General features: G+C 63.5%; 31 protein-coding genes and 2 tRNA genes. 9 read left to right on the top strand and 24 right to left on the bottom strand.

Annotated features, from left to right (window positions below):
• Window positions 1-46: 46 nt before the first annotated feature.
• Window positions 47-1,438, bottom strand: coding sequence for an amidase (locus ACELLULO517_RS10460; RefSeq protein WP_227307310.1), 1,392 nt, complete (start codon window positions 1,436-1,438; stop codon window positions 47-49).
• Between the two features lie 80 nt (window positions 1,439-1,518).
• Window positions 1,519-2,364 (bottom strand): dienelactone hydrolase family protein, encoded by an 846-nt coding sequence (locus ACELLULO517_RS10455; protein ID WP_227307309.1) that lies wholly within the window; start codon window positions 2,362-2,364, stop codon window positions 1,519-1,521.
• A gap of 111 nt (window positions 2,365-2,475) precedes the next feature.
• On the opposite strand from ACELLULO517_RS10455, the gene ACELLULO517_RS10450 reads away from it, so the two are divergent.
• A complete protein-coding gene (locus ACELLULO517_RS10450) occupies window positions 2,476-2,853 on the top strand; it encodes a hypothetical protein (protein ID WP_227307308.1) in 378 nt (125 codons plus the stop codon).
• Window positions 2,854-2,875: 22 nt separating this feature from the next.
• Here the strand turns inward: ACELLULO517_RS10450 and ACELLULO517_RS10445 are convergent.
• The 8 genes from ACELLULO517_RS10445 to ACELLULO517_RS10410 all read right to left on the bottom strand — a co-directional run bounded on the left by ACELLULO517_RS10445 (window position 2,876) and on the right by ACELLULO517_RS10410 (window position 9,547).
• Window positions 2,876-2,951 (bottom strand) — tRNA-Phe (locus ACELLULO517_RS10445).
• Window positions 2,952-3,055: 104 nt separating this feature from the next.
• Window positions 3,056-4,546 carry a carboxypeptidase M32 gene (locus ACELLULO517_RS10440; RefSeq protein WP_227307307.1) on the bottom strand — a complete coding sequence of 497 codons (1,491 nt, stop codon included), beginning with the start codon at window positions 4,544-4,546 and terminating at the stop codon, window positions 3,056-3,058.
• Window positions 4,547-4,640: 94 nt separating this feature from the next.
• Window positions 4,641-5,573, bottom strand: a complete 933-nt coding sequence (locus tag ACELLULO517_RS10435; RefSeq protein WP_227307306.1) for a heme o synthase — start codon at window positions 5,571-5,573, stop codon at window positions 4,641-4,643.
• Between the two features lie 275 nt (window positions 5,574-5,848).
• Window positions 5,849-6,514 (bottom strand): class I SAM-dependent methyltransferase, encoded by a 666-nt coding sequence (locus tag ACELLULO517_RS10430; RefSeq protein WP_227307305.1) that lies wholly within the window; start codon window positions 6,512-6,514, stop codon window positions 5,849-5,851.
• Window positions 6,515-6,589: 75 nt separating this feature from the next.
• Window positions 6,590-7,645 carry a ribonuclease E/G gene (locus ACELLULO517_RS10425; protein ID WP_227307304.1) on the bottom strand — a complete coding sequence of 352 codons (1,056 nt, stop codon included), beginning with the start codon at window positions 7,643-7,645 and terminating at the stop codon, window positions 6,590-6,592.
• 67 nt (window positions 7,646-7,712) lie between these two features.
• Window positions 7,713-8,300 (bottom strand): SH3 domain-containing protein, encoded by a 588-nt coding sequence (locus ACELLULO517_RS10420; protein ID WP_227307303.1) that lies wholly within the window; start codon window positions 8,298-8,300, stop codon window positions 7,713-7,715.
• A gap of 87 nt (window positions 8,301-8,387) precedes the next feature.
• Window positions 8,388-8,771 (bottom strand): DsrE/DsrF/DrsH-like family protein, encoded by a 384-nt coding sequence (locus ACELLULO517_RS10415; protein ID WP_227307302.1) that lies wholly within the window; start codon window positions 8,769-8,771, stop codon window positions 8,388-8,390.
• A complete protein-coding gene (locus tag ACELLULO517_RS10410; RefSeq protein ID WP_227307301.1) occupies window positions 8,768-9,547 on the bottom strand; it encodes a HesA/MoeB/ThiF family protein in 780 nt (259 codons plus the stop codon). The genes ACELLULO517_RS10415 and ACELLULO517_RS10410 overlap by 4 nt, the downstream gene beginning before the upstream one ends.
• Window positions 9,548-9,724: 177 nt before the next feature.
• Here ACELLULO517_RS10410 and ACELLULO517_RS10405 point away from each other — a divergent pair, with 177 nt between their 5' ends.
• Window positions 9,725-10,270, top strand: a complete 546-nt coding sequence (locus ACELLULO517_RS10405) for a CHAP domain-containing protein (protein WP_227307300.1) — start codon at window positions 9,725-9,727, stop codon at window positions 10,268-10,270.
• Here the strand turns inward: ACELLULO517_RS10405 and ACELLULO517_RS10400 are convergent, their stop codons facing one another.
• The gene (locus ACELLULO517_RS10400) at window positions 10,271-11,068 is read right to left on the bottom strand and encodes an EipB family protein (RefSeq protein ID WP_227307299.1); all 798 of its coding nucleotides are present in this window, start codon (window positions 11,066-11,068) and stop codon (window positions 10,271-10,273) included.
• Window positions 11,069-11,202: 134 nt separating this feature from the next.
• On the opposite strand from ACELLULO517_RS10400, the gene ACELLULO517_RS10395 reads away from it, so the two are divergent.
• The 4 genes from ACELLULO517_RS10395 to cynS all read left to right on the top strand — a co-directional run bounded on the left by ACELLULO517_RS10395 (window position 11,203) and on the right by cynS (window position 13,170).
• Window positions 11,203-11,700: a DUF488 domain-containing protein gene (locus tag ACELLULO517_RS10395; RefSeq protein ID WP_227307298.1), complete on the top strand. Its 498-nt coding sequence runs from the start codon at window positions 11,203-11,205 to the stop codon at window positions 11,698-11,700.
• A gap of 121 nt (window positions 11,701-11,821) precedes the next feature.
• Entirely contained in the window at window positions 11,822-12,436 is a 615-nt protein-coding gene (locus ACELLULO517_RS10390; protein ID WP_227307297.1) for a carbonic anhydrase, read from the top strand.
• Between the two features lie 36 nt (window positions 12,437-12,472).
• Entirely contained in the window at window positions 12,473-12,679 is a 207-nt protein-coding gene (locus tag ACELLULO517_RS10385) for a hypothetical protein (protein ID WP_227307296.1), read from the top strand.
• Window positions 12,680-12,720: 41 nt separating this feature from the next.
• Window positions 12,721-13,170, top strand: coding sequence for a cyanase (cynS, locus tag ACELLULO517_RS10380; RefSeq protein WP_227307295.1), 450 nt, complete (start codon window positions 12,721-12,723; stop codon window positions 13,168-13,170).
• Between the two features lie 163 nt (window positions 13,171-13,333).
• Here cynS and ACELLULO517_RS10375 read toward each other — a convergent pair whose 3' ends face one another.
• Window positions 13,334-13,495, bottom strand: coding sequence for a XapX domain-containing protein (locus tag ACELLULO517_RS10375; protein WP_227307294.1), 162 nt, complete (start codon window positions 13,493-13,495; stop codon window positions 13,334-13,336).
• Window positions 13,492-14,040: an NADPH-dependent FMN reductase gene (locus ACELLULO517_RS10370; protein WP_227307293.1), complete on the bottom strand. Its 549-nt coding sequence runs from the start codon at window positions 14,038-14,040 to the stop codon at window positions 13,492-13,494. The genes ACELLULO517_RS10375 and ACELLULO517_RS10370 overlap by 4 nt, the downstream gene beginning before the upstream one ends.
• Window positions 14,041-14,182: 142 nt before the next feature.
• Between ACELLULO517_RS10370 and ACELLULO517_RS10365 the strand changes: the two genes are divergently transcribed.
• Window positions 14,183-14,890, top strand: a complete 708-nt coding sequence (locus tag ACELLULO517_RS10365; RefSeq protein ID WP_264481432.1) for an AraC family transcriptional regulator — start codon at window positions 14,183-14,185, stop codon at window positions 14,888-14,890.
• A 6-nt stretch (window positions 14,891-14,896) separates the two neighbouring features.
• Here ACELLULO517_RS10365 and ACELLULO517_RS10360 read toward each other — a convergent pair whose 3' ends face one another.
• Entirely contained in the window at window positions 14,897-15,268 is a 372-nt protein-coding gene (locus ACELLULO517_RS10360; protein ID WP_227307291.1) for a winged helix-turn-helix transcriptional regulator, read from the bottom strand.
• 89 nt (window positions 15,269-15,357) lie between these two features.
• Between ACELLULO517_RS10360 and ACELLULO517_RS10355 the strand changes: the two genes are divergently transcribed.
• Entirely contained in the window at window positions 15,358-16,374 is a 1,017-nt protein-coding gene (locus ACELLULO517_RS10355) for a zinc-binding alcohol dehydrogenase family protein (protein ID WP_227307290.1), read from the top strand.
• A gap of 24 nt (window positions 16,375-16,398) precedes the next feature.
• Here ACELLULO517_RS10355 and ACELLULO517_RS10350 read toward each other — a convergent pair whose 3' ends face one another.
• The 8 genes from ACELLULO517_RS10350 to trxB all read right to left on the bottom strand — a co-directional run bounded on the left by ACELLULO517_RS10350 (window position 16,399) and on the right by trxB (window position 22,548).
• Window positions 16,399-16,620: a hypothetical protein gene (locus ACELLULO517_RS10350; RefSeq protein WP_227307289.1), complete on the bottom strand. Its 222-nt coding sequence runs from the start codon at window positions 16,618-16,620 to the stop codon at window positions 16,399-16,401.
• 270 nt (window positions 16,621-16,890) lie between these two features.
• Window positions 16,891-17,265 carry a hypothetical protein gene (locus tag ACELLULO517_RS10345; protein ID WP_227307288.1) on the bottom strand — a complete coding sequence of 125 codons (375 nt, stop codon included), beginning with the start codon at window positions 17,263-17,265 and terminating at the stop codon, window positions 16,891-16,893.
• A 371-nt stretch (window positions 17,266-17,636) separates the two neighbouring features.
• Window positions 17,637-17,711: transfer RNA gene (locus ACELLULO517_RS10340), tRNA-Met, on the bottom strand.
• Between the two features lie 74 nt (window positions 17,712-17,785).
• On the bottom strand, window positions 17,786-18,631 hold the full coding sequence (locus tag ACELLULO517_RS10335) for a phosphodiesterase (RefSeq protein ID WP_227307287.1): 846 nt from the start codon (window positions 18,629-18,631) through the stop codon (window positions 17,786-17,788).
• Between the two features lie 34 nt (window positions 18,632-18,665).
• On the bottom strand, window positions 18,666-19,757 hold the full coding sequence (gene mnmA, locus ACELLULO517_RS10330) for a tRNA 2-thiouridine(34) synthase MnmA (RefSeq protein ID WP_227307286.1): 1,092 nt from the start codon (window positions 19,755-19,757) through the stop codon (window positions 18,666-18,668).
• Window positions 19,758-19,773: 16 nt separating this feature from the next.
• Entirely contained in the window at window positions 19,774-20,529 is a 756-nt protein-coding gene (nth, locus tag ACELLULO517_RS10325) for an endonuclease III (protein WP_406566255.1), read from the bottom strand.
• A gap of 89 nt (window positions 20,530-20,618) precedes the next feature.
• Complete coding sequence (locus tag ACELLULO517_RS10320; RefSeq protein WP_227307285.1) at window positions 20,619-21,503, bottom strand: LysR family transcriptional regulator; 885 nt, start codon at window positions 21,501-21,503, stop codon at window positions 20,619-20,621.
• A gap of 76 nt (window positions 21,504-21,579) precedes the next feature.
• Window positions 21,580-22,548 carry a thioredoxin-disulfide reductase gene (gene trxB / locus ACELLULO517_RS10315; protein ID WP_227307284.1) on the bottom strand — a complete coding sequence of 323 codons (969 nt, stop codon included), beginning with the start codon at window positions 22,546-22,548 and terminating at the stop codon, window positions 21,580-21,582.
• Window positions 22,549-22,721: 173 nt separating this feature from the next.
• Between trxB and ACELLULO517_RS10310 the strand changes: the two genes are divergently transcribed.
• Complete coding sequence (locus ACELLULO517_RS10310; protein ID WP_227307283.1) at window positions 22,722-23,201, top strand: Lrp/AsnC family transcriptional regulator; 480 nt, start codon at window positions 22,722-22,724, stop codon at window positions 23,199-23,201.
• A 3-nt stretch (window positions 23,202-23,204) separates the two neighbouring features.
• On the opposite strand, the gene ACELLULO517_RS10305 is transcribed toward ACELLULO517_RS10310, so the two are convergent.
• Together ACELLULO517_RS10305 and ACELLULO517_RS10300 are read right to left on the bottom strand one after the other, a co-directional pair.
• Window positions 23,205-24,158 (bottom strand): NAD(P)H-dependent glycerol-3-phosphate dehydrogenase, encoded by a 954-nt coding sequence (locus tag ACELLULO517_RS10305; protein WP_227307282.1) that lies wholly within the window; start codon window positions 24,156-24,158, stop codon window positions 23,205-23,207.
• 68 nt (window positions 24,159-24,226) lie between these two features.
• Window positions 24,227-24,892: an OmpW/AlkL family protein gene (locus ACELLULO517_RS10300; protein WP_227307281.1), complete on the bottom strand. Its 666-nt coding sequence runs from the start codon at window positions 24,890-24,892 to the stop codon at window positions 24,227-24,229.
• Window positions 24,893-24,963 lie beyond the last annotated feature (71 nt).

Below are 24,963 nucleotides of genomic sequence, written 5' to 3'. Positions count from 1 at the left end.
CAATAAACTAGAGCGGCACCTGTGAGCATAAGCGAACAGGAACGCTCTAGTTGTCCAGCCGCGGCCAAGGGCGCTGCGGAGCGCGCATGACCTCGAAAGCGGCCCCCATGCGCAGCACGCCGACATCGTCGAAACGGCGTCCGGAAATCTGCAGGCCGATCGGCATGCCGTTCTGCGCGTAGCCGCAGTTCACCGACAGCGCAGGCTGCTCACTCATATTAAAGCCGACACAATAGCCGATATGGTCGAAGGGCCGCGCCGGATCGTTGAGCGGGCTCGCGAATTCCGCCGGGAAGGAGACGGTTGGCCAAACCGGCAGCAACACATAGTCGAAAGCCTGTGTCGCTTTCTGTGTGGCTTGGCTCATCGCCGGGATCTGGGTGAAGCCGCGATAGACGTCACGACCCGAAAGCGCATCCCCGCCTTCGATCCAATCACGGATATAGGGCAGGATTTTTGCGCGTTGAGCGTCTGACAGGCTGGCTGTGTCCGACCCGAAGCGCGTCTGCCAGAAATGGTTGAGACCTTCGACCATCTCCAGGCGCAGGAAGGGGCCGAGCGGTTCGACGATGGCGCCGGCTTCCGCGAAAAGCCTGGCGGCATCGGTGATCGCTGCGACGATTTCAGGCTCCGGATCGCTGCCGATGCCGGTATGCAGGCAAAGCCCGATACGCAGGCCACGCAAGGGGAGCGGTTCGGCCGACCAGTCCAGATCCGCCGGCGGCAGGCTCATGTAATCGCGTGCATCCGGCAGGCTGAGCACTTGCATGGCGAGTGCGGCGTCGGCGACCGTGCGGGTGATGGGCCCGGCGGCGCGGCCGAGGAAGGGGGGTGAGACGGGAATGCGGCCGAAGCTCGGCTTCAGCGCGACAGCCCCGCACAGGGCGGCGGGCAGGCGCACCGAGCCGCCGATATCCGTGCCGATATTGATCGGCGCATAGCCGGCAGCGGCGGCGGCGGAAGCGCCGGCACTCGACCCGCCGGGATTCATGGCGAGGTTCCAGGGATTGCGGGCCAGGCGATGAAAGCTGGACAGGCCGGAGGAGAGCATGCCGAAATCCGGCATGGTGGTTTTGCCGAGGATGACAGCGCCGCTTTCGCGCAGGCGGGCGGCGGCGGGCGCGTCCTCAGTCGCGATTGCGGCATCAATGGCGGCGGTACCGGCCGGCATGATGACACCCTTGGTCGCGATATTCTCTTTCACCGTCACCGGCACGCCGTCGAGCGGGCCGGCGGGAGTTCCGGCCATCCAGCGCGCTTCGGACTGGCGTGCAGCGGTCATTGCGCCTTCGGGGTCCATCGCCCAGGTGGCGCAAATCGCCTCGTCCCAGGCGTCGATGCGGGCGAGTGCCGCGCGGGTGACATCGACAGGCGACAGCTGCCGCTCTCGATAGGCCGTGACAAGGGCGGTCGCCGGAAGGTCAGGAAGCTCGCTCATGCCGTCAGGCTAGACCGCGCTTTCCGTCATGTCTGCAATTTTTGTGCTGTCAGTGCCGGTTATTTTGATCGATCAATAAATCAGCCGATGTCGTATTTCCGGAGCCAGGCGATGGCCTGAGCCCAGGCGGCGGCGGCATCCGCAGCATTGTAGCTCGGCCGGTAATCGGCATGAAATCCGTGTCCGGCGTCGGGATAATAGATGATCTCGACCGTCTTGCCGGCGGCGGCCGCCTTGGCCTGGGCGGCATAGACGTCGCTCGCGTGGATGCTGGGGTCTTTTCCGCCGTAGAGGCCGAGCAACGGGCAATTGAGATCGGCCGCCCTGTCGATCGGATTGGTCGGCTGAATAGCGCTGGTGGTGCCGGCGACCGGGCCGTAGAAGGCGACCGCCGCCTTCAGCCGCTTGTCATGCTCCGCAAAAAGCCAGACATCGCGGCCGCCGCGGCAGAAGCCGAGCACGGCCAGGCGATCGGCGTCGCCCTTCTGCGCGATGGCCCAATCGACGGTATGGCTGAGGTCGGACAGCATGGTGGCGTCGGGCGCCTTGGAGATGACCTTGGCGATGATCTCATGCGGATCGGTCATTTTCGACAGATCGGCGAGCCGCGCATAGAGCTCGGGTGCGACGGCAAAATATCCCAGCTTCGCGAGCCGGCGGCAGACATCCTTGATATATTCATGGACGCCGAAAATCTCTTCGACGACGACGACGACAGGTGGGTTCGCGACACCGGCCGGTCGCGCGAAATAGGTGGGCAGCGTGCCGTCCGCCACGGGCATCTGCACCTCACCGACATCGAGGCCGGCGGCATCGGTATGGATGGGCGCTGCCTCCGCACGCGCGGTCGCGAGCGTGAAGCCGGTGATCAGGCTTGTCATGACAAAGCCACGCCGACCGAGCGCGGGACGATCATCCATCGACATCAGGCAGTCTCCCGAATGGGGGCAGCGGATTGCTGGACAGGATCACAGTTTACGCGCGGTTTCATCTCTCAGACATAGTGCGGAAACATGGCGCGGTTAGAGGATCGCGCCATGATCGATCGTATTATATCCGCCCTTCTCCTCGTCGGTGCCTGCGCGCTGGCGGTCTTTCTCTTTCAACGCCACTACGCGGCGCCATCCTGCAGAGATGACAGTGTCACCGCTCTGGCCACCAGCCAGATCAGCACCGACCTCGGCCGCACCGGCTTCAATATCACCAATATCAAGGAAACGAGCGGCGGCCTCTTCTCCCGCGTCCGGCATTGCCAGATGGATGTCGCGCCGATCGTCGATCTGCAAACGATGGGCTCGGCCCATTGGATGAGCGTGATCTATTCGGATGCGCGGGAGGGCAAGTCCAATGCCGTGACCGTCGATGCACGCGTCGTGGGACCGACGGAGGCGCATTTCGCGGCTAGCAACGGATGAATTTAAGGCCTTAGGGGAGAAATGGTGCCCAGGAGTGGAATCGAACCACCGACACTGCAATTTTCAGTCGCATGCTCTACCAACTGAGCTACCTGGGCCGCGACGCTCTTGGCGTGGGCGGCTGGGTAGCGCAGCCAGCCGCCGGGATCAAGGGGGTGCCGGGCAATCAAGCTGTCATATCGCTGGCCGGCAGCCATCCATTTTATGCGGTCAGATAGCGCGCCGTCAGATGAGCCGTGAAATCGGCTGATTCCAGGGGCTTGCCGGTGGCCGCCACCATCAGGTCATTGAAGCCGAGCGAATTGGCGCGGCCGTGAATTTCGCGCCTGACCCAGCCGAGCAGCGGCGACAGATCGCCCTTGGACATCGCCTCGTCCACATCCGGCACAGCGCGACGGATCGCCGCCATGATCTGCGCGGCCGCCATCGCGCCCAGCGTATAGCTCGGGAAATAGCCGAAGGCGCCGTCATACCAATGGATATCCTGCAGGCAGCCGCGACGGTCATCGGGCGGCGTGATGCCGAGCAGGGATTGCATGCCCTCGTTCCAGGCGCCGGGAAGGTCATCGACCGAGAGATCGCCGGCCATGAGCGCGCGTTCCAGCCGGAAGCGCAGAATGACATGGGCCGGATAAGTCACTTCATTGGCCTCGACCCGGATGAAGCCGCGATCCACCCGACGTAGCAAGCCGCCGAGATTGCCCGTCGCATAGAGCGAGGGATCGCCGCCGAAGGATGCGGCCAGTTGCGGGCCGAGCCAGGACAGATAAGCGTCGCTGCGGCAGACCTGCAGCTCGATCAGCAGTGACTGGCTTTCATGGGCCGCCATGCCGGCGGCCTCGCCCACCGGCTGGCGGGCATAGGCTCGGGGCAACCCGGCCTCATACATCGCATGCCCGGTTTCGTGCATCACGCCCATGAGGCTCTGGAAGCACTCGTCTTCCGTATAGCGGCTGGTGATGCGGTTATCGGTGGGCGTTCCGCCGCTGAAGGGATGGGCCGAGGTATCAAGACGGGCATGGCGGTAATCGAGCCCCGCCGATTCTGACAGGCGCCGGCAGAGGGCTTCCTGCGTCGGGATCGGGAAAGGACCCGGCAGAGGCGTGGGGATGCCTCGCCCGGCCTGGATCGCCTCCGCGAGCGGCAGGGCATCCGCCAGGAACCCTTCGTAGGCGGTGAAGATGGGTTCCACGTCCGCGGCCCCGATGCCACGCTGATAGAGATCCATCAGCGCATCGTAAGGCGTCAGGCCGAAAGCCTCACCGAGTGCCATGGAGGCTTCGCGGGTCAGGCGCACGACCTCCGCCAGATAAGGCCGGACGGCGGCAAAATCCGACGTTTGACGCGCGCCGCGCCAGACGGATTCGCAGGCTGAATTGGCGCGGCTCTGCGCTTCCACGAGATCGGCCGGGAGGGCAGCCGCCTGCTGCTGTCTGTGGCGCATCAAGGCGAGATTGCCGGCAGCCCAGGGGTCGGCCGGCGGGCTGAGTTCGGCCTCGGTCAGATCATCGGCCAGCGCCGATGCGGTCGCGAGTTCGTGGGAGAGGCCGGACAGCACGGCCAATTGCTCGCCCCGCGCGGCAGCGCCGCCCGGCGGCATCATGACGGAGGCATCCCAGTTCAGCATCGAGATCGCCTCGTTCACGGTCGCGATCCGGGCGAAGCGCGTCGCAAGGCGGTCATAGGCGGTCATGGGCTATCCTTCCGGTTAAGCGGCGCAAAGCAGCGCCTGCCCACTCAAACCGGAAAAGGAGGCGGCCGCTAGTCCTGCGCGGCCTTAGGCGCGATCAAGGGATCGCGTGGCAGACGGCGAGCGCCAGGAAGAGCAGGAAAAGATAGAGCAGCGAGAAGCGGAAGGCTTTGCGGGCCGGCGCATTGTCCGAAACCGTATCGCCACCCGGTCCGCGACCGTCCTGCATCACGCGCACAGCGTAGTAGATGAAGAACCCGCTGAGGATGAGGCTGATGACGAGATAAGGCAGGCCGACGAAGCCGACCATCCAGGGGCTGGCCGCCACCGGCAGCAGGATCAGCGTATAGACCAGGATATTGATGCGGGTGATGCGGGGGCCACGAACAACGGGCAGCATCGGCACCCCGGCGCGCTCGTAATCCCCGCTCGCGTATAGCGACAGCGACCAGAAATGCGGCGGCGTCCAGAAGAAGGTGATGGCGAACATCAGGATCGGCACGAGGTCGATACTGCCGGTGACGGCGGCCCAGCCGATGATCGGCGGGAAGGCGCCGGCGGCCCCGCCGATGACGATGTTCTGCGGCGTGCGGCGCTTCAACCACATCGTATAGATCAGCACATAAAAGGCGATGGAGACGGCCAGCATGCCGGCCGCGACCCAATTGGTCAGCACGAACATGGCGATGACCGAAATCACAGACAGCACGATCCCGTAGATCAGCGCGGGCAGCGGCGCCATGCGGCCCGCCGGAATCGGGCGATTGGCCGTGCGCCGCATGACGGCGTCGATATCGCGGTCGTACCACATATTGATGGCACCCGCCGCACCCGCGCCGATGGCGATGCACACGACGGCACCGACGGCGACCAGCGGATTGATATGGCCGGGGGCGAGCAACATGCCGATAGCGCCGGCGAACACCACCAAACTCATGACCCGCGGCTTGAGAAGAGCAATCCAATCCGCAAGCTCTGGGCTGAGGGGTAAGCTCCGCTCGGCGGCAATCGCGGTAGCAGGCTTCTCCATGATCAGGTTTCGTCTTTCCTGTATCTTCGGGAAGCGCATTCTTTACGGGAAAGACGCCGCACCGAGTATATATCGCGTGCCGCCACAGCCGATGGCTGCCATGCAGCCAGCTGGGCGGACCCTCGCTCGCTCTCCGGACAGGAGACAGAGCGAAGGTTCGCTACCACAGCCGATCTGTGCAGAGAACTCTTTGCTTGCGACAGGGCGCGCCCTGGACGGACCGCTGCTCTGCGCGAAAAGGTGGTTTATGCGGTTCTGCCGAAGGTTTCGCGCGGTCAGGCCGGTTCTTGCGGCAGATGGACGAGGGTGAAAATCCCAAAGGGCGCGCAGCCGCGAATGATGGCGCGTTTCTTTTCGGCGGGCGTGAACAACGCTTCCATCGCAAAATCGGGATGCCATCCAAGCGCGTGGGACGCGGGCGCCATGACCTCTTCCACCCAGCGGCGCGGGCCCGCATTGGCGATGAAATGGTTCACGAACAGAAGATGGCCGCCGGGACGAACCAGGCGGCGCATCTCGGCGATCAACTGCTTGGGGTTTGGCACGACGGAGGCGACGAACATGGCGGCCGCGATATCGAAGCTCTGATCCGGGAAGCCGGTCGCCTCGGCATCCATTTCGTGCAGGCCGGCGACATGGGTCAGATTCATCTTCGCGGTCCGCTGCCGGGCAAGGGCGAGCATTTCGGACGAGAGATCGATGCCGGTGACGCGTTTCTGGGTCGTATACAGCGGCAAGGCGAGACCGGTGCCGACACCCACCTCCAACACCTCGCGGCCGGGCAGGCTATTGACCAGGCTGACGGTCTGACGGCGCGCGCGGCTGGAAATGGCGCCGAACAGCCCATCGTAAACACCGGCCCAACGCTTGTACGCGGCCTGAACGGCCGCCTTATCCATCGCCGAATGCGGTTGATGCTTCCGTGTTTCAGAAACCTGCATTCGGAACGGCCCTGCCTATAAAGTGTCGCAACCCGGTCGCAGACGCGCCGAGAGACTTTTTGATGAGTATCAGCGTTACAAATCCGTGACCAGCCGCCAGGGCCGGTAACGATCTTGAAAAACGCTTTCCTTATATAGGGATGGTGTGCGTCCGGTGCGATCCCGGAACTGCTCTAACGCGATAGAATCTGTTTCGATGGCGCCAAGCACGCCGGGCGACACGGCAAGCCTGTCCCGCGCGGAGGGCCTTGCGTCCAGGACAAGCGCCAAAGCGGCGAGGGCTTCCAAGCCGGCCGCATGGTCGCCGGTCAGCAATTCGTGAAGGGGCGGGGCGCGTCGGCTGCGTTGAATTTCGCCCAAGCCCAGTGCCGTGAAGCCCAGAAATTTGGCGCCCACCGGATCGGCGGCGAGGCCTGTATGGAAGTCATCCGCCAGCATCGGGCGCTGACGCTGCGCCAGCCCGGCGGGATCGACCAGGATGGCGCCGGCCAGATGGCGCAGGCGGATATGGCGCAGGACCGCTGGGATGATCGCGCGGTTGAGCGCGAGCTGCGCGTCCTTCTTGGCGCGTTTCTCGGCCGTGGCGCTGCCGGTATCGACATCGATCGCGGTCAAGGCCGGTGTCGGCGTGATGGAAAAGCGGGCGCCGTTCGGCAGCGTGACGTCAGGTTCCGCCAAAGCGGCCCAGATTGCCTGCGCCAAGCCAGCCTCATCGCCGAGTCCGACCGAGACGCGCGGACGCAAGGTTTGCGGCAATGCGGCGGCAAGGCCCGGCCGGTCGACCAGGATGGCGGCATCAGGATGCAGGCTGGCAAGGCGTTCCACCGCGCCGGGTCCGCGTGCGAGCAGGCGTGGCGGCCCCTTGAACGACCCGTCGGCAGGGTCCGGCCAGGCCGCGAGCCGGCAGCCTTTGCCCCCCTGCGGCCCACGGGTAACGCGCAATGCCAGATAGGTCCCCTCGGCCAGGCCGGCGGCACCTGCCGTATTGGGTAGAAAACCGTCCGGCTCGCTGCCGGGCAAGGCGACGAAGGCGCCGGCCATGGCTGGCACGATCGCCGTGATCCGGCCGATGACGCGGTCGTCTAGTCCGAGCGGACCGCCGGGCCTTTCGATGGCGGTATCGAGCGCCATTTCTCCGCGCACCGCGAGAGCCCGGACTTCGCCCGGGCTTGATGTCGCCAGGATCAGCTTGGGCTGGTTATTTGGCAGGGAGTTTCTCGCCCGGCAGCACGCCCCAGAATTCGGACCGCTTGAGCCAGCCGCCGGTATGGCCGGCACGGACCCGGCACCAGTCGCTGGGCGGATCGCACCGTTCGATCAGGCCGACAACGCCGGGCATCAGCTGGGCCGCCGGGTCCGCGCCGTCGGACGAGTGACGGTAGAGCGTGACCGGCTGCTGACCGTTGACGACAAAATGCCTTGTGCCGACCAGCGTCGCTTCATGCATCCAGCCCTTGGTGCCGTCGGAATCGATTACCAGGCGCCAGACGTCATATTCGCGCAGGATTTCCACCGGCAGGCCGACGCGGTGATAGACCCACAGGATGGGATACTGATCGCCGGGGCCGACACGCATATTCACTTCATCGGCGCGAAGAGAGACGAAACGCGGCAAGGGCAGACCGCTGGATGAGCCGATATTGGGATTGAAGGCCGGCTTCGCCGGAGCGGTTGCGGCTGGCGTGGCCGGACTATCCGCATGCGCGGCAAAGCCGCACAGCGCTGGAAGAAGCAAAAGGCTGGCGATGACCGAGAGGGTGAGGATGCGGCGGGATCGGAAGATCATAAGTCCTGCCTGCCAAGCAAGTGACCCGGGGTCAAGGCGAGGGTAAATTTCCGGTCCTGCGCTCAAGCTTGTGTGTTCGCCGATCCCTCACAGCGTGACGATCTGGCTTTCGGCGCTATCCGCCAGAAAGGCAGCGATACCGGTGACCTGCACTGCGGGCAGCAAAGTCGCCGTTGAAAGATCCTCGGATTTCAGCCCGGCGTCGCAGGCGAGCAGACGGACGCCGAGTTCCAGACAGGCGTCCCGCAGGTCGTCAAAACCGGCGACCCCGCGGGCGCGGATGGTTCTGTCCCTGGTGGCATTGTCGAGGCCAGACCAGTCCGTCTCCAGCGCGAAGCAGCCGCGATTGGTCGCGAAGATCGATGTCCGGCGCCCGAGCGCAGCGGCGCCGGCGGCAAGCGCGAAGGCGTAATGCGCCCGCTCATGCGTGCCGGAGATCAACAGGATACTGAGACCTGGAATTGCGCTCATGCGGCGGAGCATACCGGGCAGGCGGGGTCCCGCGCCAGCCGGATCATGCGGAAGCGGGTGGCCAGCGCATCCCAGAGCAGCAGCCGGCCGGAGAGGCTTTCGCCGATGCCCGTAATTTCCTTGACGGTCTCGCTTGCCTGCATTGCCCCCATGACGCCGGTGACGGCACCCAGGACGCCTGCTTCGGCGCAGGAGGGGGCGAAACCCGGCGGCGGCGCTTCCGGATAAAGGCAGCGGTAACATGGCCCGCCAGAATGACTGTGCGGCTTGAAGACACTCAGCTGCCCCTCGAAACGCAGCACGGCGGCCGAGACCAAGGTGCGTCGTGCGGCGACACAGGCATCCGCCACCAGGTAGCGCGTTTTGAAATTGTCCGAGCCGTCGCAGACGATGTCGTAGCGGGGGATGAGGTCCGGCGCGGTCGCTTCGTCCAGGCGCAGCCGGTGTTGCTCGACATTGATCAGCGGATTGATGGCGCGCGCGGCTGTAGCAGCGGACGCGGTCTTGTCCTGTCCCAACCGATCGGTCGTATGGGCAATCTGCCGCTGCAGGTTTGAGAGATCGACCTGATCGTCATCGACGAGGCCGATGGTGCCGACGCCGGCTGCCGCCAGATAGAGCAGCAGCGGCGAGCCGAGCCCGCCCGCCCCGATGATCAGCACGCGCGCCCGACGCAGCGCCGCCTGGCCGCTGCCGCCCAGTTCAGGCAGCAGGATATGCCGGGAATAGCGCTGAATCTCCTCCTCGGTGAAATCGAGATCCGTGTCGGGCGTCATCGCCGTCACCTTTGGTGCCGAAACCTGCATGACCCATGCAAAGCACCGGGACGCCGTCCGGGCAAGCCGGGCAGCCCGGAAAGCCTGCGCTTGATCCGACAATTCTCTATAGAAGTCAGATCGCCTGATAGATTAGGAAAGCAGACTAACGCCTTCTGATAAATAGGATCCCTTGGGATGCGACCTGGACAAGGCTTGGCGGCTCGGGGCTGGGTTTGGCTCGCGCTATCAGCTTGCCTGACCTTGGCCGGCTGCGGTGGCGGCTATGGGGCCTATGGGCAGGCGACCGCGATGACCTGCGTGCCCTATGCCCGCCAGGTCTCCGGCATGCCGCTGCAGGGCGATGCCTGGCAGTGGTGGCGGGCCGCGCGCGGCCGCTATGCCGAAGCCAGCGCGCCGGCACCGGGCAGCGTCCTCGTATTCCGGCGCACCGGCCGGCTGCCGAGCGGGCATCTGGCGGTCGTGTCCGCCATCGTCTCACCGCGCCAGGTCATCGTCGATCAGGCGAATTGGGTTCCCTATCGCATCACCAAAAGCCAGCCGGTGATGGATGTCTCGGCTGGCAATGACTGGACGGCGGTACGCGTCTGGTGGCCGCCGTCCCATAATTGGGGTGTGACCGTCTATCCGACCTATGGCTTTATCCAGCCCAGGCCGGCGGGCGTTCAGCAGGGTGCGCCGATCGCGCAGATGACCCCGAGCGGCCTGCGCGTCGGAAGCTAGCTACTTGCAGTGGCTCGGCAGCAGCTGGAACTGGGCGAGCTGGCCGGCGAGCGTAAAATTGCCGAAATCCATGGTCAGCTGATCGGCGACGCCATTGTCCCAATAGCGCATGGCGAGCAGCGTATCCGGCAGCATCTGCGTCCGGTCCGTGCCGTAATAGGCCATATGGACCAGGACCGTCGGCATATGCGCCAAAGGCGCGAAGGCGGTTGGCACTACTTGCCCGTGCTGCGTGATGATGGAAAAGGTGTTCTCCACCGCGTCAGTCGCCGTGCCATCGAAGATCGGCACCGCCAGGAAGGGTTTTCCCGCTTTCGCGGCTGCCAGCACGGCGGCCGTCTGCGCCATGGGGAAGAGCGTGCCTGCGGGCAGCACCACCCGCCGCGCGCTGGGCTGGGTATAGACGGCGAAGCCGGGCCGGCCCGGCGGCAATTCCGCGTAGCCCGCGCGCACTTCGCGCTGATCATTGGTATTCTGAGTGATGCGGAAGCGGAACTGCCGTCCGTCCTTCGATTCCCAGGTCGAATAGTCGGAGACCGTATGGGTGTCGCCGCCTTCCCGGTCCAGCACGGTCATGTCCAGCCGCTGCTGCGTCGCCCAGCCGGTGCAGCCGTTGATGACCTCATACTCCATCGCCCCGGCGGCATTGGTGACCCCGCCATTCTCGGTCGAGTCGAGGGTCAGCTTATAGAAGGCGCGATGCGCGGCGAGGTCTGTCGCTGACGCCAATGCCGGATGGGCCAGTAGCGGCAGGCTCAAGGCTAGTCCGAGACAAAAACGGCGGGTAGCAGTCTTCATGAACAGGCTTTCAGTCCGATCACACTCTGGGCGAGGCGGGGAATTCCCTCTGCGGCAGAGGAAGTTTGACCACCATTGCGGAGGAGGCTCATGCGGCACAAGCTGCATGAAAGCACGATGACAAGGCGGAGCCCATGGCAATATCGACGGCTGTCCGCAATTCGCCCGCGCCTGTGTCCCGTCTGCTGACCATCGGTTACGAAAAGGCAGGTTTCGGCGCCTTTATCGCGACCTTGCGGGCGGCGGGCGTCAAAACGCTGATCGACGTGCGCGACCTGCCGCTGTCGCGTCGCGCCGGTTTTTCCAAACGCCAGTTGGCGGCGGGATTGGATGAGGCCGGCATTGCCTATGTCCATCTCCGCGCGCTCGGCACGCCGGCGCCGGGGCGGGAAGCAAACCGCAGGCGCCAGTGGCCGCTGTTCTGGGACATCGTGGAACAGAGCCTCGCCCGCCCGGAAGCGCAGGTGGCGCTTGCTGAGGCGGGGGAGATTGCCCGCGCCAGCCTGAGCTGCCTGCTCTGCTACGAGGCCGATGCCTGTACCTGCCACCGTCGCCGGGTCGGCGACATGCTGCAGCTTCGGCATGGCTTTGCGATCGACCACCTTCATGTCGCGATGCCGTTCGAGCGTTAAAGATTTGCGTCGATGCAGCCCGGCACGCCAAGACAATGTGAGCAAGGCAAGCTTGCTCTGCCAGCCTGGGGAATAAACGGGATATTGCCGAAGCGGGCCACTCCCCGTTATCTGTTGCATCGTGGAAAATCTTCTCAGCGGCTATCGGCGCTTTCGTCATACGGTCTGGCCCTCGCGCCGCGAGCGCTTCCAGGCCCTGGCTCAGCGCGGTCAGAAGCCGGAAACCCTGGTCATCGCCTGCTCGGATAGTCGCGTCGACCCGGCCATGGTCTTCGACGCCGGTCCCGGCGAGATTTTCATCGTCCGCAACGTCGCCAATCTTGTGCCGCCCTTCGAGGACGACACAGCGTTCCACGGCACCAGTGCCGCGATCGAATTTGCGGTCCGCGTATTGGAAGTGCGCGAAATCATTGTCATGGGCCATGCCATGTGCGGTGGCATCCATGCCTTGTTGCACCCGGCCTCGGCCGAGCGGCTGGACTTCATGTCCTCCTGGGTCGATATCGCGGCCGAGGCGCGCGATCGCGTGCTTGCCTGCGAGCCAGTGGAAGAAAAACAGCAGCAGATGTGCGAGTTTGAGGCCATCAAGCTCTCCCTGCGCAATCTGATGACCTTCCGTTGGGTCGAATCCCGTGTCACGGCCGGGCGCTTGACGCTGCATGGCGCGTCCTTCGACATCCGCTCGGGCGTGTTGTCGCGCCTGAACGAAGAAGGCGAATTCGTCCCGGCTGAATAAAAGACGGCAGGACAGGAAGCGAAAGAGGATAAGGCCGTGATCGAGACCATCGCTAAAGGGATCATTTATCTGGCGCTCGGCCTGATGGGCGTCGCGGCCGCCTGGGTTGTTTTCCAGGTTCTGTTTGCCTCGCCCGATTTATTGGTCTTCGCGGAGATCGCCATCATCTGCGCGGTGCTGGCGCCGATCCTTTGCCTGATCGGCTGGGGCCTTCGCTGGGTTGGCAGTCCGGCGCGGGCCTGAGGCCAGCCGTCTCCTTCAACGGACCCACACGGGAGACTGCCATGAATGACGAGAAGGCAGCGCTCGGTCAGAAGATTCTTCGGATCAAGCGCCAGTTGGGTTTGAGTTGGGATGATGTCGGCCGCGCGCTGGGCCATTCGCCGGTCTGGACCTGTGCGGCCTGCCTCGGCCAGATGTCGATGTCAGCTGAAACGGCCGAGAAGGCAGCCGCGCTCTTCGATCTCGATGCGACCGAGCAGGCGGTGCTGGAAACCATTCCCTATCGCGGATCGCTGCCGGGCGGCGTGCCGACCGATCCGCTGATCTATCGTTTCTATGAGCTGATCCAGGTTTACGGCACGACTTGGAAGGAACTCATTCACGAAGAATTCGGTGACGGCATCATGAGCGCCATCGATTTCGACATGGCGCTGGAGCGCCAGCCCGACCAGAAGGGCGATCGCGTGAAGATCACCATGAGCGGCAAGTTTTTGCCGTATAAGCGGTATTGAGACTGGCGTCCTATCCGTTCGTTGCTTTGTCAATACAACCGCACTCCAGGCTGACTTGCATGTCAACGGGTAGATCCCCGGGACAAGCCCGGGGACGACGAAAAAGCCTTAAACACGCGTCCGCGGATCTACTCAGTGCCATCAGCGACAAAAAATTGCTTCATCAATGCAGAAGCAGCCGGAACAGGACGCTGCCGAGATAGACGCCGGCCGCGCCGATGATGCCGGTGAGCGTGGGCGGCGCCGGAAGCGGCAGGCGCAGCCAGGAAAAAAGCACACCGACGGACAGGCCGGCGCCAAGCGCCAGGATGGATTGCAGGGTCATTGGACGCCTGCAATCTCTGCCAGAAAGCGATCGAGCGCCTGGGAAAAATGCGCGACGGTGACGGCATCCGTCAGTTTTCCATCGGTGATTTTTCCCCCCACGGTCCCGACGACGAGTTCCTTGTAAGGCGGCAGCCGACAGAGCATTGCGGACAGCGTGTCGCGCATCGCGGCTTGCGCGCGCACGCCACCCAAAGGGCCGGGCGAGACGGTGGCAAACAGCACCGGCTTGCCGATGAAGCCGCTTTTGAAGGCCGGGCGGGAGAGCCAGTCCAGCGCGTTCTTCAGCACACCCGGCAGGCTGTGATTGAATTCCGGCGTTACGATCAGCACGGCGTCGCTGGCAAAGATGCGGGCACGGGCACTGGCGACGCTTCCTGGCCCTCTCTCATCGTCCAGATCCTGATTGTAATGGGGCAGAGCGCCGATATCGATGGCCGCATAGTCGCTGCCGGACGGCAGCAGGCTTGCCATGCCTTCGAGCAAAATCCGTGCGGTGGAGGCTGCGCGAAGGCTGCCGGCGATGCCGGTGATGGTGAGCGTCATGATGATCTCCAGAAAAGACATCATGACATCTAGGCGTAGGTTGAGATAAAAACTTTCGAGAAGGCGCCAAAATACTCTGACCATCAGCCAAAGTGAGATCCGATCGAGGCCGTTCATGCTGCACGCGACCCTGAGACGCCATTTGGCCGGAACCAGTATCGAGGAGCATCGCCACGCCCAGGGCCAGCTTTCGGTCGTGACGCAGGGCACGATGATGGTGACGGCGGAGGAGGGGGCTTGGCTGGCCCCGCCGGGGCGCGGCGTCTGGGTGCCGCCATATCTGCAGCACGGTGCCCGTTACAGCGAGTCTTCCGTCCATATCAGGATCTTTGTCGATCCGACGCTGGCCCTTGACCTGCCCGACCATTGCCGCACGATTGATGTGACACCGCTGCTGCGGGAACTGGCTTTGGATGCGGTGCGGCTATCGGTCTTGCCAGCCGAGACAGAAGAACTGGCGCTGGTGGCGAGCCTTATCCTGCGGCATCTGCGACGACCGGCCGCAGCCCTGACCTTGTTTGTGCCCTATGGGAAGGACCCGCGTTTGCGGCGGGTGACGCAGCATCTGCTCGCTGATCCGGGCAGCCGTGCCGGGCTGGATGAATTGGCGAAACTAGCGGGTGCCAGTCCGCGCACGCTGTTGCGTCTGTTCCAGGCGGAGACTGGCATGACGCTCAGCCGTTGGCGCGAGCATCTGCGCGTGACGGTCGCGGTCGATCGTCTCACCCTGGGCCAATCCATCACCGAGACGGCGCTGGGCCTGGGTTATCAAAGCCCCAGCGCCTTCACCACCATGTTCACGCGGCTGATGGGGCAACCGCCCAGCAAATTGCTGAGGACTTTGGATTAGAGCGATTCAGGCCGCGGTATCGCGGGCCTGGAAAAGGTCGCGATGCGCGTCGCCCCAATGCTTCAGCGCCAGGATGACGGCTTCGAGGGAGCGACCGCGTTCGGTGAGGCTGTATTCCACTTTCGGCGGGACCTGCGGATAGACTTTCCGCCCGATCAGCCCGTCAACCTCCAGCTCCCGCAGCTGATTGGTCAGCATACGCTGTGTCACGTCCGGCGCCCGGCGGCGGATTTCATTGAAGCGCAATGTGCCGTCCAGCAGGTGAAACAAGATGACGCCCTTCCACTTACCGTCGATGAGGCTGAGCGTCGCCTCCACCGAACAGCCGGGGCTGCAATCAAGGCGGGAGTGGCGGGCCGGGGTGCTTACAGTATCCATTTTGACACTATGTGCTGAATTTGTGCGTACTTGGCGGAAGCGTCCATAATAGCGAAACTCAACTGCAGACGATAGTGAGGAGAGGTGCTTTGCGCGCAATCGGTTATCAGACCCCGGGTCCCATCGACCGGGCCGAATCCCTGGTCGATATTACGCTCCCGGATCCGGTCCCGACCGGCCGCGATCTGCTGGTCGACGTGAAGGCGGTATCCGTCAATCCGGTTGATACCAAGGTCCGCAAGTCAGCCACACCGGCCGGAGGCGATTGGAAAGTCTTGGGCTGGGACGCCGCCGGCATTGTGCGTGCTATCGGGCCGGAGGTGACCTGGTTCAAGCCGGGCGACAGCGTCTATCACGCCGGGGACATCACGCGGGCTGGCACCAATGCCGAGCTGCATCTGGTCGATGAACGGATCGTAGGCCAAAAGCCGGAATCGCTCGGCTGGGCGGAAAGTGCGGCTCTGCCGCTGACGGGGCTGACGGCTTGGGAAGCGCTGTTCGACCGGCTGGATGTCGCGAAGCCGGTACCTGGCGCGGCGAATGCCATCCTCATCATTGGCGGTGCCGGTGGGGTCGGCTCCATCGCCATTCAGCTGCTGCGCGCGCTGACCGACATGACCGTGATAGCCTCCGCCTCACGCGCGGAGACGCAGGATTGGGTCAGGTCACTCGGCGCGCATCATGTCATCGACCACAGCAAGCCGATTGCGGCACAGGTGGCGGACCTTGGCATCGGCGCGCCCGGTTTCGTCTTCTCGACGACGCATACGGATGTGCATCTGCCTGAGATCATCGCGGCGATCGCGCCGCAGGGCCGCTTTGCCTTGATCGACGATCCCGCTCAGCTGGACGTGAACCCCTTCAAGCGCAAGGCGGTCTCGGTCCATTGGGAGTTGATGTTTACGCGCTCGCTGTTTCAGACCGCGGATATGGCGGCACAGCGCGATATTCTGAACAGATTGGCCGGGTTGGTGGATGAAGGGAAAATCCGCACGACCCTGACGGAGACGCTCAGCCCGATTTCGGCGGAAAACCTGAAACGCGTGCATGGTCTGATCGAAAGCCATGCTGCCCAAGGTAAATTCGTGCTGGAAGGCTGGGCGTAACAAGCCAGACGTCCCGGCCTGCGGTCAGGCTCCGATGGCCTGATCGCATAGCGCTTGCTGCTTATCCGGGTGATAGGCGCCGTCGCGACAAAGCTCATCCTCATCGATCTCTTCGCCGCTGAAGAGAATGGCAAGGCCACCCATGGCTTCGATCTCCGGGCGGGACCGCTTGGCTGGCGCAATCTGGCCAAGACCTTCGCCCGGTATCCAAGTCCAGTAGCTATAGACTGTAATCCTGCTTCCCACGCGTCCCCCTCTCGGCCGCTTCTGAAGCCGGGCCGATCCCCGCAATTATGACGCGGTCCGCGGAAATTGTGACATCGCATTCGCGTGTGGCTGTTGGCCGCGCGGCGCTGGGCAGGGATGGGGATGGACGAGGCTCTGCTTTGACCCAGACCGGCGAGGGTTAACGACACATTTTTAGGGGGCCGCTGCAGAACCCGTCCATGCAGCGCGAAGGCGGGGGCAGAACAGGATCAATGGTTCCTTGCGTTTAGCAAGCACATGGTTCGGTCACTATTGAAATGAAGCATTGAACAGACTGGCCGTGGAATCATAGGTGATGGTCATCAAAGTGATGGTGCAGAGATCAACATTTCCCCAGGTTGAGTCTTCTTCAGAACCGTTCATGAGAAATGTTACTTTTACATCAAAGGCGGTGACGGACGTCGAACTAAAATTGAAAGATAGTTTGTAGCCTGAATCGATCACTTGGTTCGCCGCCAATTGCTGGGCACTCCACCCAGAATCCCCCACACCGCGCGTGACCATGCCGTCTATCGTAAACCCACTTTCATTATCGATCGCAAAGGAGGGGTTGCAGCTTTGGGCGGCAGCCGGTCCGATACCCAAGGCAACCCAAGCGATCATAGCAAAAAAGAAAGATCTCACGGGCTTCCCTAAGATGTTTATTGTTTTGAAGAAGAAACATCTATCAAATCGGGAAATTGCGCAACGGGAATCCAGCTTAGAAAATCTGAACCTTTGAGTGGAGGACTATAAGTCTTTCGATCTAAGGTTAACCTTCATTGCCGGCTTGGTTTATGCGGCGAGCGCTTGATCTTCTCAGATAGAAGCGTTGCCGCGCGCCAGTATGCAGGGCAGATCGCTCTGCGATCGGATCAGAATCGCGGCCCTGTTTGGATAGGGAGCCGGTTACCGGAACGGTGCGCGGGAGCGGCAGAGAAATCGAAACTGACAAACCAGGGAGACAAGGCGTGACAAACTCACCCCTGTCGCAACCCTTCGGTCATCGAGAAATCTGGTAGCGGTGGACGGATTTGAACCGCCGACCAAGGGATTATGATTCCCCTGCTCTACCGCTGAGCTACACCGCCAGACCAGTCCCCTGCGGCTAATCGCCGCGCGGTGGGAGCGGATAACCCCCACGCCCGCTGGCGTCAACCCGTTGTTACGCGCGGGCTGCCTTCTCGGGGTAACCCGGGTAATCATCGTCCACCACGAAAGGGTAGGGGCCGGGGAAGCGCTCGACATAAACGGTATGGGTGGCGATGCCGCAATCGGCTAGCTGCAGATGCAGGTTGAAGGCCGGCGGCTCCAGAACCAGTTGATCCTCGATGCCCGGCAGCAGGCAAAGCTCCGTCTGATGCACGACGGAGGGTGCCACGATGACGATGGCATGGCCCAGCCGCCCGACGATATTGCGGTGATGATGGCCGGTGAGGATACGCTCCACCTGCGGATGCTTTTGCAGCAGCGCACCAAGCTCAGCCGTATTGCGCAGCCAGATGCTGTCCATGCCGGCGGAGCCGGTCAGCATCGGCGGGTGATGGAAGACCAGCATGGTCGGCTTGGTGGGCGCATCCGATAGCGCGCGCTCCAGAAACGCCATCCGCTTCGGGCAAAGCAGGCCGTAACCCGCTTCCGGTACCAGGGTGTCGAGCATCACCAGGCGCACCGGATAATCGTCCACCACATATTGGACGAAGTCGGGGTCCTGGGTGACGCCATGCATATGGGCGAGGCCGGCCCGGAAATTGTCGCGCCGGTCGTGATTGCCCGGCACGACGAAGACCGGCATCGCCAGATGACGGCGGAAGAACTGGGCCGCCATCGCATACTCTTCCGGGCGGCCGCATTCGGTCACGTCACCGGAGATCACGACCGCATCGGGGCGCGGGTTGAGGGCCGCAACGGCAGCCAAGGCGCGCTCGACCAGCATATTGGTCTCGACGACACGGGCCGCCGGCACGCCGCGCGGGCGCACATGCAGGTCAGAGAGTTGGGCGATCAGCATCAGGGGGCGGTCTCCAGGCGAAGGAGACCGGAGCTTAGGTCCCGACGGCGCGGAGTTCTACGGGCCGCTCGATGAAACCACCGCCAAGCACGCGATCGCCCTGATAAAAGACGCAGCCCTGGCCGGGCGCCGGCAGCGCGGGCTCATCCAGCAGCACTTCGGCGGCGCCACCGGGCAGCGGGCGTACCAGGGCGCCCGCGAGTTCGGCGCGCGCGCGCATCTTCACGGACAGCCGCAGGCCTTCCACCGGCACATCGGCCAGCCAGTTCACTTCGCGCAACCGCACGGTGCTGACGCCCGCATGGCGGGGCCCGACGATGACGCGGCGCCGGCCCGGGTCCAGCTGGGTCACGACAGGCGCCATCTCGCCGTCACGCTTGGGCAGGCCCAGGCGCTTGGCCTGGCCGACCGTATAGCGGGCGATGCCCTCATGCTGGCCGAGCACGCGGCCCTTGGCGTCGACGATGTCGCCAGCCTCCATCGCCTCGGGGCGCAAGCGGGCGACGACATCGGCGTAGCTGCCCTGAGGCACGAAGCAGATATCCTGACTGTCCGGCTTCACGGCGACCTGCATGCCGAGGCGCGCGGCTTCGGCGCGGACGGCCGCCTTGTCCGGCATATCGCCGAGCGGAAAGCGGCTGAAAGCCAGTTGTTCGCGCGTCGTCGCGAACAGGAACCAGCTCTGGTCGCGGGCAGGGTCCACTGCGCGATGCAGTTCCGCGCCGTTCGGTCCTTCGATGCGGCGGACGTAATGGCCGGTCGCCATGGCTTCCGCACCAAGATCGCGCGCCATGGCGATGAGATCGCCGAATTTCACGCTCTGATTGCAGCGGACGCAGGGGACAGGCGTCTCACCGGCCGCGTAGCTCGCGGCGAAGTCTTCCATCACCGCCGCGCGGAACCGCGCTTCGGCATCGATGACATAATGCGCGATGCCGATGCGGTCGGCGACGCGCTTCGCGTCATGGATATCCTCGCCCGCGCAGCAGGCACCCTTCCGCTTCGCCGCCGCGCCGTGGTCGTACAGCTGCAACGTCACGCCGATGACCTCATGCCCTTGTTCGGCAAGAAGGCCGGCAACGACCGAGCTATCCACTCCACCCGACATGGCGACGACAATGCGCATTCAAAAACCTCTGAAACTAGCGGTCTTCTATCGCGATTGGCGTCATGCGGCCACGTAGTTTTGAAGATGGCGGCTTCTCGGCCGGCGGCGGGCTCTTGAGCTTCAGGCCGCACCAGGGGGCGGCGTTGCAGCGCCAGCATTCCGGCAGCCTTGCCTTGCAGATGTAACGGCCTTGCAGGATCAGCCAGTGATGGGCGTGCATCAGCATATCGGGCGGGATGCGTTTGAGGAGCTGATCCTCGACCGCGCGCGGCGTGCTGCCGGGTGCCAGGCCGGTGCGGTTGCCGAGCCGGAAAAGATGCGTGTCGACCGCGATGGTGGGCTCGCCGAAGGCCACGTTCAACACGACATTGGCGGTCTTGCGGCCGACGCCGGGCAGCGCTTCCAGTGCCGCCCGGTCATGCGGTACTGCGCCGCCGTGCTGGGCCACCAGGATTTCGGACAAGGCCACGACATTGCGCGCCTTGCCCTGCCAGAGCCCGATCGATTTGATGTAGCGGCCGACACCTTCGACACCGAGGTTGACGATCGCCTGCGGTGTCGCTGCGACCTTGAACAGCGGGCCGGTCGCCTTGTTGACCGAGATATCGGTCGCCTGGGCGGAAAGCACGACCGAGACGAGCAGCGTATAGACATCGGAATAGACGAGTTCGGTCTTCGCATCCGGCCAATGCGCTTCAAGCGCTTCCAGAAAAGGGCGCACATTCCTGGCCGGCATGCGCGCGCTTGCGGCTTTCGGCTTGGCGCGGGGAGCGTCTGCTACGTCTGTCATCGCGCAATCTCTAGCCCTGAAAAGCAATCGGCCCGCCTCCCTTATTCGGAAGACGGGCCGAAAGTCACAACCTCAATGGCTGAAAAGGCTCAAGCCTTCTCAGCGATATGGGCGAGCAGGAAGTCACGGAAGACGGCGACGCGCTTCGAATTCCGCAGCTCTTCCGGATAGACGAAGAAGACATCGACCTTCGGCGCCTTCACATCCTGCAGGATATGCACCAGACCTTCAGTATCGCGGCCGAGATAGTCGGGCAGCACGCCGATGCCGAGGCCCGAGCGGATGGCCAGCGCCATGCCGTGCAGGTTGTTGATCTCCAGCGCAGCGCGGCGCGGATTGCCGGGGCGGCGTCCCGCTTCGGCCAGCCAGTTGATGTCCTCGACCGGCGGCTGATAACCACCGAAGAGAATGATCTTGTGGTTGTCGAGATCTTCCGCCGTCTGCGGCGTACCGTGCTTCTTCAGATATTCGGGCGAAGCATAGACCGTCCAATGGATGTCCATCAGATGGCGCTGCACCAGATCGGGCTGTTTCGGCGGATGCATGCGGATCGCGACATCGGCCTCGCGCATCGCGAGATCAAGATCGCCGTCATCGAGCAGCATCGACATCGAGACTTCCGGATATTGCTCCAGGAAGGCCTGGACGCGGGACGCGAGCCAGATGGAGCCGAAGCCCACCGTCGTCGTGACCTTCAGGCGGCCGGCCGGCTTTTCCTTGCTTTCCGTCAGCAGCGCTTCCGTCATCGCGAGTTTCGCGAAGACTTCGCGGACGGTCTTGTTCAGCGCTTCGCCTTGTTCCGTCAGGATCAGGCCACGCGCATGGCGATGAAACAGCGGTACCTGAAGGGCCTCCTCAAGCGCCGAAATCTGACGGGAGACTGCGGATTGGCTGAGGTTCAAGGTATCACCCGCGTGGGTGAAGCTGCCCGCCTCCGCCACCGAGTGGAAAACCCTTAATTTATCCCAATCCATCGTGCCGATCCCAATCATCTAGCCATAAGGTTCATTCGAGCCGGTGATATGGCCCTCCACATCACCCGTCTGCGGTTTAGTAAGCCGCTACAGAAACTTTCGATATACTATGCGTCAGCCATTTTTCCGCATCGAGCGCGGCCATGCAGCCGGAAGCCGCGGCCGTCACTGCCTGACGGTAAATTCGATCCTGCACGTCGCCGGCCGCGAAGACGCCGGGCACCGAGGTCCGCGTCGTGCCGGTTTCCGTTGTGATATAGCCATCGGCATCGAGGTCGAGCGTATTTTTGAAGACGGCCGTATTCGGCGTATGGCCGATGGCGATGAAAACGCCGTCGACGTCCAGCATACGGGCCGCCCCTGTCTGCACATGCTTCAGCCGCAGACCGGTGACGACGGCGGGCGAGCCTTCGCCCAGCACTTCATCGACCGCGTGATCCCAGATCACCGAGACCTTCGGGTTGGAGAGCAGCCGGTCCTGCATGATGCGCTCGGCGCGGAGCGAATTGCGGCGATGGATGAGCGTCACATGGCTTGCATGATGGGTCAGATAAAGCGCTTCTTCCACGGCCGTATTGCCGCCGCCGATCACGGCGACCGTTTTGCCGCGATAAAAGAATCCGTCGCAGGTCGCGCAAGCCGAGACACCGGCACCGCGCAGCGCGCGTTCGGACGGCAGTTCCAGCCAGCGGGCCGAGGCGCCGGTCGCGATGATCACCGCATTCGCCTCGAAACGCTCATTCGAATCCGTGAGGCAGACGAAGGGGCGGCGTGTGAAATCCACATCCGTCACGATGTCATGAATGATTCGCGTGCCCATGCGTTCGGCCTGCGCCGCCATCTGCTCCATCAACCAGGGGCCCTGGATCGGGTCGGCAAAACCGGGGTAGTTTTCGACATCGGTCGTAATGGTCAATTGGCCGCCCGGCTGCAGACCGGCGATAAGAACAGGCGACAGGCCAGCACGCGCGGCGTAGATCGCTGCGGTATAGCCTGCGGGGCCGGCGCCAATGATGAGCACCGGAATGGGTTGCATTGAGGTCATGAGAAAAGACGATCCACCGATTCGAGCAAAAGTAAGATATCGGTCCCCCGGAAGCTAAGGCAAGGAAAACACTGCCGGGCCGACCTGGATACCATTGCCCGCATCGCAGGCCAATGAAATAATATTGCGCGCGGCCCGTGCTTTGGATCGCTTTGGAGTATGTGGATCTCTCGATGAAGACCGACCAGAATGAACTTGTCGATTTCGATGCGATTGATCGCAGAATTCTGACCGAACTGCAGATCGACGGCCGCATAACGAATGTCGAACTGGCGCGCCGCGCGGGAATTTCCGCGCCGCCTTGCCTGCGTCGCGTGCGACGGCTGGAGGAGGCCGGGCTTATCCGCGGCTATCACGCCGAAACGGACGGGTCGAAGCTCGGGTGGAGCATCACCTTTTTCGTCATCGTCGGGCTGGAAAGCCAAAAGGAAGTCATGCTCTCGGGCTTCGAAAAGCAAGTCGCGACCTGGGAAGAGGTGCGCGAATGCCACATGATCCGGGGCGGCGGCGATTTTCTGCTGCGACTCGTGGCGCGTGACGCGGCCCACGAGAATATCCTGACGCAGCGGCTGACGGGCCTGCCCGAGGTCAGCCGCGTGCAGACGCTGCAGACGATCAGGACCAGCAAGAACGTCGCCGGCGTCCCCATTTAGCGTTCAGCCGATCGTCGCGGTCAGCCGATCCGCCATGCTGTCCGGATTGGCCATCGCGGCCGCCAGCCCGTCGAAGTAGCGGGACGCTGCGCCCGAACGCCGGATGAAGGCAAGGAAGGCCGTGATGGAGCGGCTGCCTTCCGCCAGCGGCACGGGACCTGACGCCGTCTTCGGTTGGGATGCGAGTCGCAGGCCGAGGTCCTGCCCGAAACGGTAGTTGCGGGACTGGGCGGAGGTGCAGGTGAGGATAAGATCGCCGAGTCCGCCGGGTGACAGCACGGTTTCCGCCTTGCCGCCGAGCGCGGGCAAAAGGGCGGACAATTCCTGAATGCCGCGGGCGACATAGCTGGCGCGGGTATTCGCGCCGAGCCCGAGCCCTTCTGTCAGGCCGGCGCCGATGGCGATGATGTTTTTGGCGACGCCGATGATTTCCAGCCCGCGCAGGTCCGTGGTGGGGGTGAGCGACAGAAGCGGCCCGGCAAGCCGGTCTGCGACGCCCTGGGCCGATCCGCCGTCGACACAGCCGAGGGACATCCAGACCGCTTGGCCCGCCAGCATTTCGCTTGCGAAGGTGGGGCCGGACAGCATGCCGACGGTATGGCCGGGCAGGTGTTTGGCGATCAGGTCCGTAGGAAAGTCATGCGTTTCGGCGTCCATGCCTTTGACGCAGGAGAGAATGACGGCGCGTGGCCTGTGCGGCGGCAATTGGTCGAGGACCGAGGCAAGGGCGCCGCTCGGCAATGCCAGGATGACGACATCGAAAGCGCCGAGATCGATCGCGCGCAGATCGTGGATGAAGGTCGAGACGGACGCGCGCGGCGCGGCCTCCGTCGGCGGGTTGCGGCTGAAGACCGAGATCGCGATATCGCCGCGCCGATGCAATGCCCCGGCCAAGGCCTGGCCGAAGGCACCATAGCCCATGATGAGCAAGGAAAGCGTGCCAGTGGTCAGCACCATGATCCGATCCGTTCAAGGGAACGCGGGCGAGGTGCCGGTTTCCGCCCCACTTGTCCAGCGCCGGAGGGTCAGAAGCGGTAACCGATCCCCGCGCCGATGATCCAGGGGTTGACCTGTCCACTAGCGCTGAGGGCACCGTTATTCGCCGTGGCATGGGCGCTCAGGATCAGCTTCTTGACGTCGAAATTGGCGTACCAGGGACCGGCGACACGATAGTCGATGCCGAGTTGGAACACGGTGCCGACCTCGTTCGAGACCGAAAGCTGCCGTACCAGCCCACCCGCCGCTTCCGCATTGAAATAGGGCAGGATCGCGACACCGACGCCGAGATAAGGGTTGAAGCGGGAGTTGGGCAGAAAATGGTATTGCGGGACGAGAAAGATGGGGACGCTCGACACCTTGCCGATCGAGACATTGCCCAGCCGCGTATCCTTCGCCGTCAGCGTCGTATGCAGCAGGCCGGTCTCACCCTCGATGGCGATATGATCGGTAAAGAAGTAGGAAAGATCGATTTCCGGCGTCACGCTGTCGGAATTGTCGAGATAGCCGCCGATGCGGCTTATGGTGGTGCCATTGTGTTTGAGAAGGACGCCCTCGATTCGCCCGCGCACAAGCACACTGCCGGCGACCAGATCGTCGGTCGGCGCAGCGGTCTGGGCTCGCGCCGCAGCCAAGGGAAGAGTAAGCGCGAGGCCGATGGTTGCCAACGCGCGGATCAGGCTCGGAAAGGTCATGGTGATTGTTCTGGCATCAAGAAGCGTTTCGAGACTCAGGTATTAGAACGTGACGGTTTCCGCGCCTAGGC

The organism is Acidisoma cellulosilyticum (assembly GCF_020621385.1).
Taxonomy (GTDB): Bacteria; Pseudomonadota; Alphaproteobacteria; order Acetobacterales; family Acetobacteraceae; genus Acidisoma; species Acidisoma cellulosilyticum.
The sequence above is the reverse complement of the archived record's forward strand: the minus strand, read 5'-3'. Positions and strand labels throughout refer to the sequence as shown.

Bases quoted from the DNA above. Each gene is read 5' to 3' on its own strand.
- ACELLULO517_RS10460 (WP_227307310.1), bottom strand. From the start codon at position 1,438: ATGAGCGAGCTTCCTGACCTTCCGGCGACCGCCCTTGTCACGGCCTAT.
- ACELLULO517_RS10455 (WP_227307309.1), bottom strand. From the start codon at position 2,364: ATGTCGATGGATGATCGTCCCGCGCTCGGTCGGCGTGGCTTTGTCATG.
- ACELLULO517_RS10450 (WP_227307308.1), top strand. From the start codon at position 2,476: ATGATCGATCGTATTATATCCGCCCTTCTCCTCGTCGGTGCCTGCGCG.
- ACELLULO517_RS10440 (WP_227307307.1), bottom strand. From the start codon at position 4,546: ATGACCGCCTATGACCGCCTTGCGACGCGCTTCGCCCGGATCGCGACC.
- ACELLULO517_RS10435 (WP_227307306.1), bottom strand. From the start codon at position 5,573: ATGGAGAAGCCTGCTACCGCGATTGCCGCCGAGCGGAGCTTACCCCTC.
- ACELLULO517_RS10430 (WP_227307305.1), bottom strand. From the start codon at position 6,514: ATGCAGGTTTCTGAAACACGGAAGCATCAACCGCATTCGGCGATGGAT.
- ACELLULO517_RS10425 (WP_227307304.1), bottom strand. From the start codon at position 7,645: ATGGCGCTCGATACCGCCATCGAAAGGCCCGGCGGTCCGCTCGGACTA.
- ACELLULO517_RS10420 (WP_227307303.1), bottom strand. From the start codon at position 8,300: ATGATCTTCCGATCCCGCCGCATCCTCACCCTCTCGGTCATCGCCAGC.
- ACELLULO517_RS10415 (WP_227307302.1), bottom strand. From the start codon at position 8,771: ATGAGCGCAATTCCAGGTCTCAGTATCCTGTTGATCTCCGGCACGCAT.
- ACELLULO517_RS10410 (WP_227307301.1), bottom strand. From the start codon at position 9,547: ATGACGCCCGACACGGATCTCGATTTCACCGAGGAGGAGATTCAGCGC.
- ACELLULO517_RS10405 (WP_227307300.1), top strand. From the start codon at position 9,725: ATGCGACCTGGACAAGGCTTGGCGGCTCGGGGCTGGGTTTGGCTCGCG.
- ACELLULO517_RS10400 (WP_227307299.1), bottom strand. From the start codon at position 11,068: ATGAAGACTGCTACCCGCCGTTTTTGTCTCGGACTAGCCTTGAGCCTG.
- ACELLULO517_RS10395 (WP_227307298.1), top strand. From the start codon at position 11,203: ATGGCAATATCGACGGCTGTCCGCAATTCGCCCGCGCCTGTGTCCCGT.
- cynS (WP_227307295.1), top strand. From the start codon at position 12,721: ATGAATGACGAGAAGGCAGCGCTCGGTCAGAAGATTCTTCGGATCAAG.
- ACELLULO517_RS10375 (WP_227307294.1), bottom strand. From the start codon at position 13,495: ATGACCCTGCAATCCATCCTGGCGCTTGGCGCCGGCCTGTCCGTCGGT.
- ACELLULO517_RS10370 (WP_227307293.1), bottom strand. From the start codon at position 14,040: ATGACGCTCACCATCACCGGCATCGCCGGCAGCCTTCGCGCAGCCTCC.
- ACELLULO517_RS10360 (WP_227307291.1), bottom strand. From the start codon at position 15,268: ATGGATACTGTAAGCACCCCGGCCCGCCACTCCCGCCTTGATTGCAGC.
- ACELLULO517_RS10335 (WP_227307287.1), bottom strand. From the start codon at position 18,631: ATGCTGATCGCCCAACTCTCTGACCTGCATGTGCGCCCGCGCGGCGTG.
- mnmA (WP_227307286.1), bottom strand. From the start codon at position 19,757: ATGCGCATTGTCGTCGCCATGTCGGGTGGAGTGGATAGCTCGGTCGTT.
- nth (WP_406566255.1), bottom strand. From the start codon at position 20,529: ATGACAGACGTAGCAGACGCTCCCCGCGCCAAGCCGAAAGCCGCAAGC.
- ACELLULO517_RS10320 (WP_227307285.1), bottom strand. From the start codon at position 21,503: ATGGATTGGGATAAATTAAGGGTTTTCCACTCGGTGGCGGAGGCGGGC.
- trxB (WP_227307284.1), bottom strand. From the start codon at position 22,548: ATGACCTCAATGCAACCCATTCCGGTGCTCATCATTGGCGCCGGCCCC.
- ACELLULO517_RS10310 (WP_227307283.1), top strand. From the start codon at position 22,722: ATGAAGACCGACCAGAATGAACTTGTCGATTTCGATGCGATTGATCGC.
- ACELLULO517_RS10305 (WP_227307282.1), bottom strand. From the start codon at position 24,158: ATGGTGCTGACCACTGGCACGCTTTCCTTGCTCATCATGGGCTATGGT.
- ACELLULO517_RS10300 (WP_227307281.1), bottom strand. From the start codon at position 24,892: ATGACCTTTCCGAGCCTGATCCGCGCGTTGGCAACCATCGGCCTCGCG.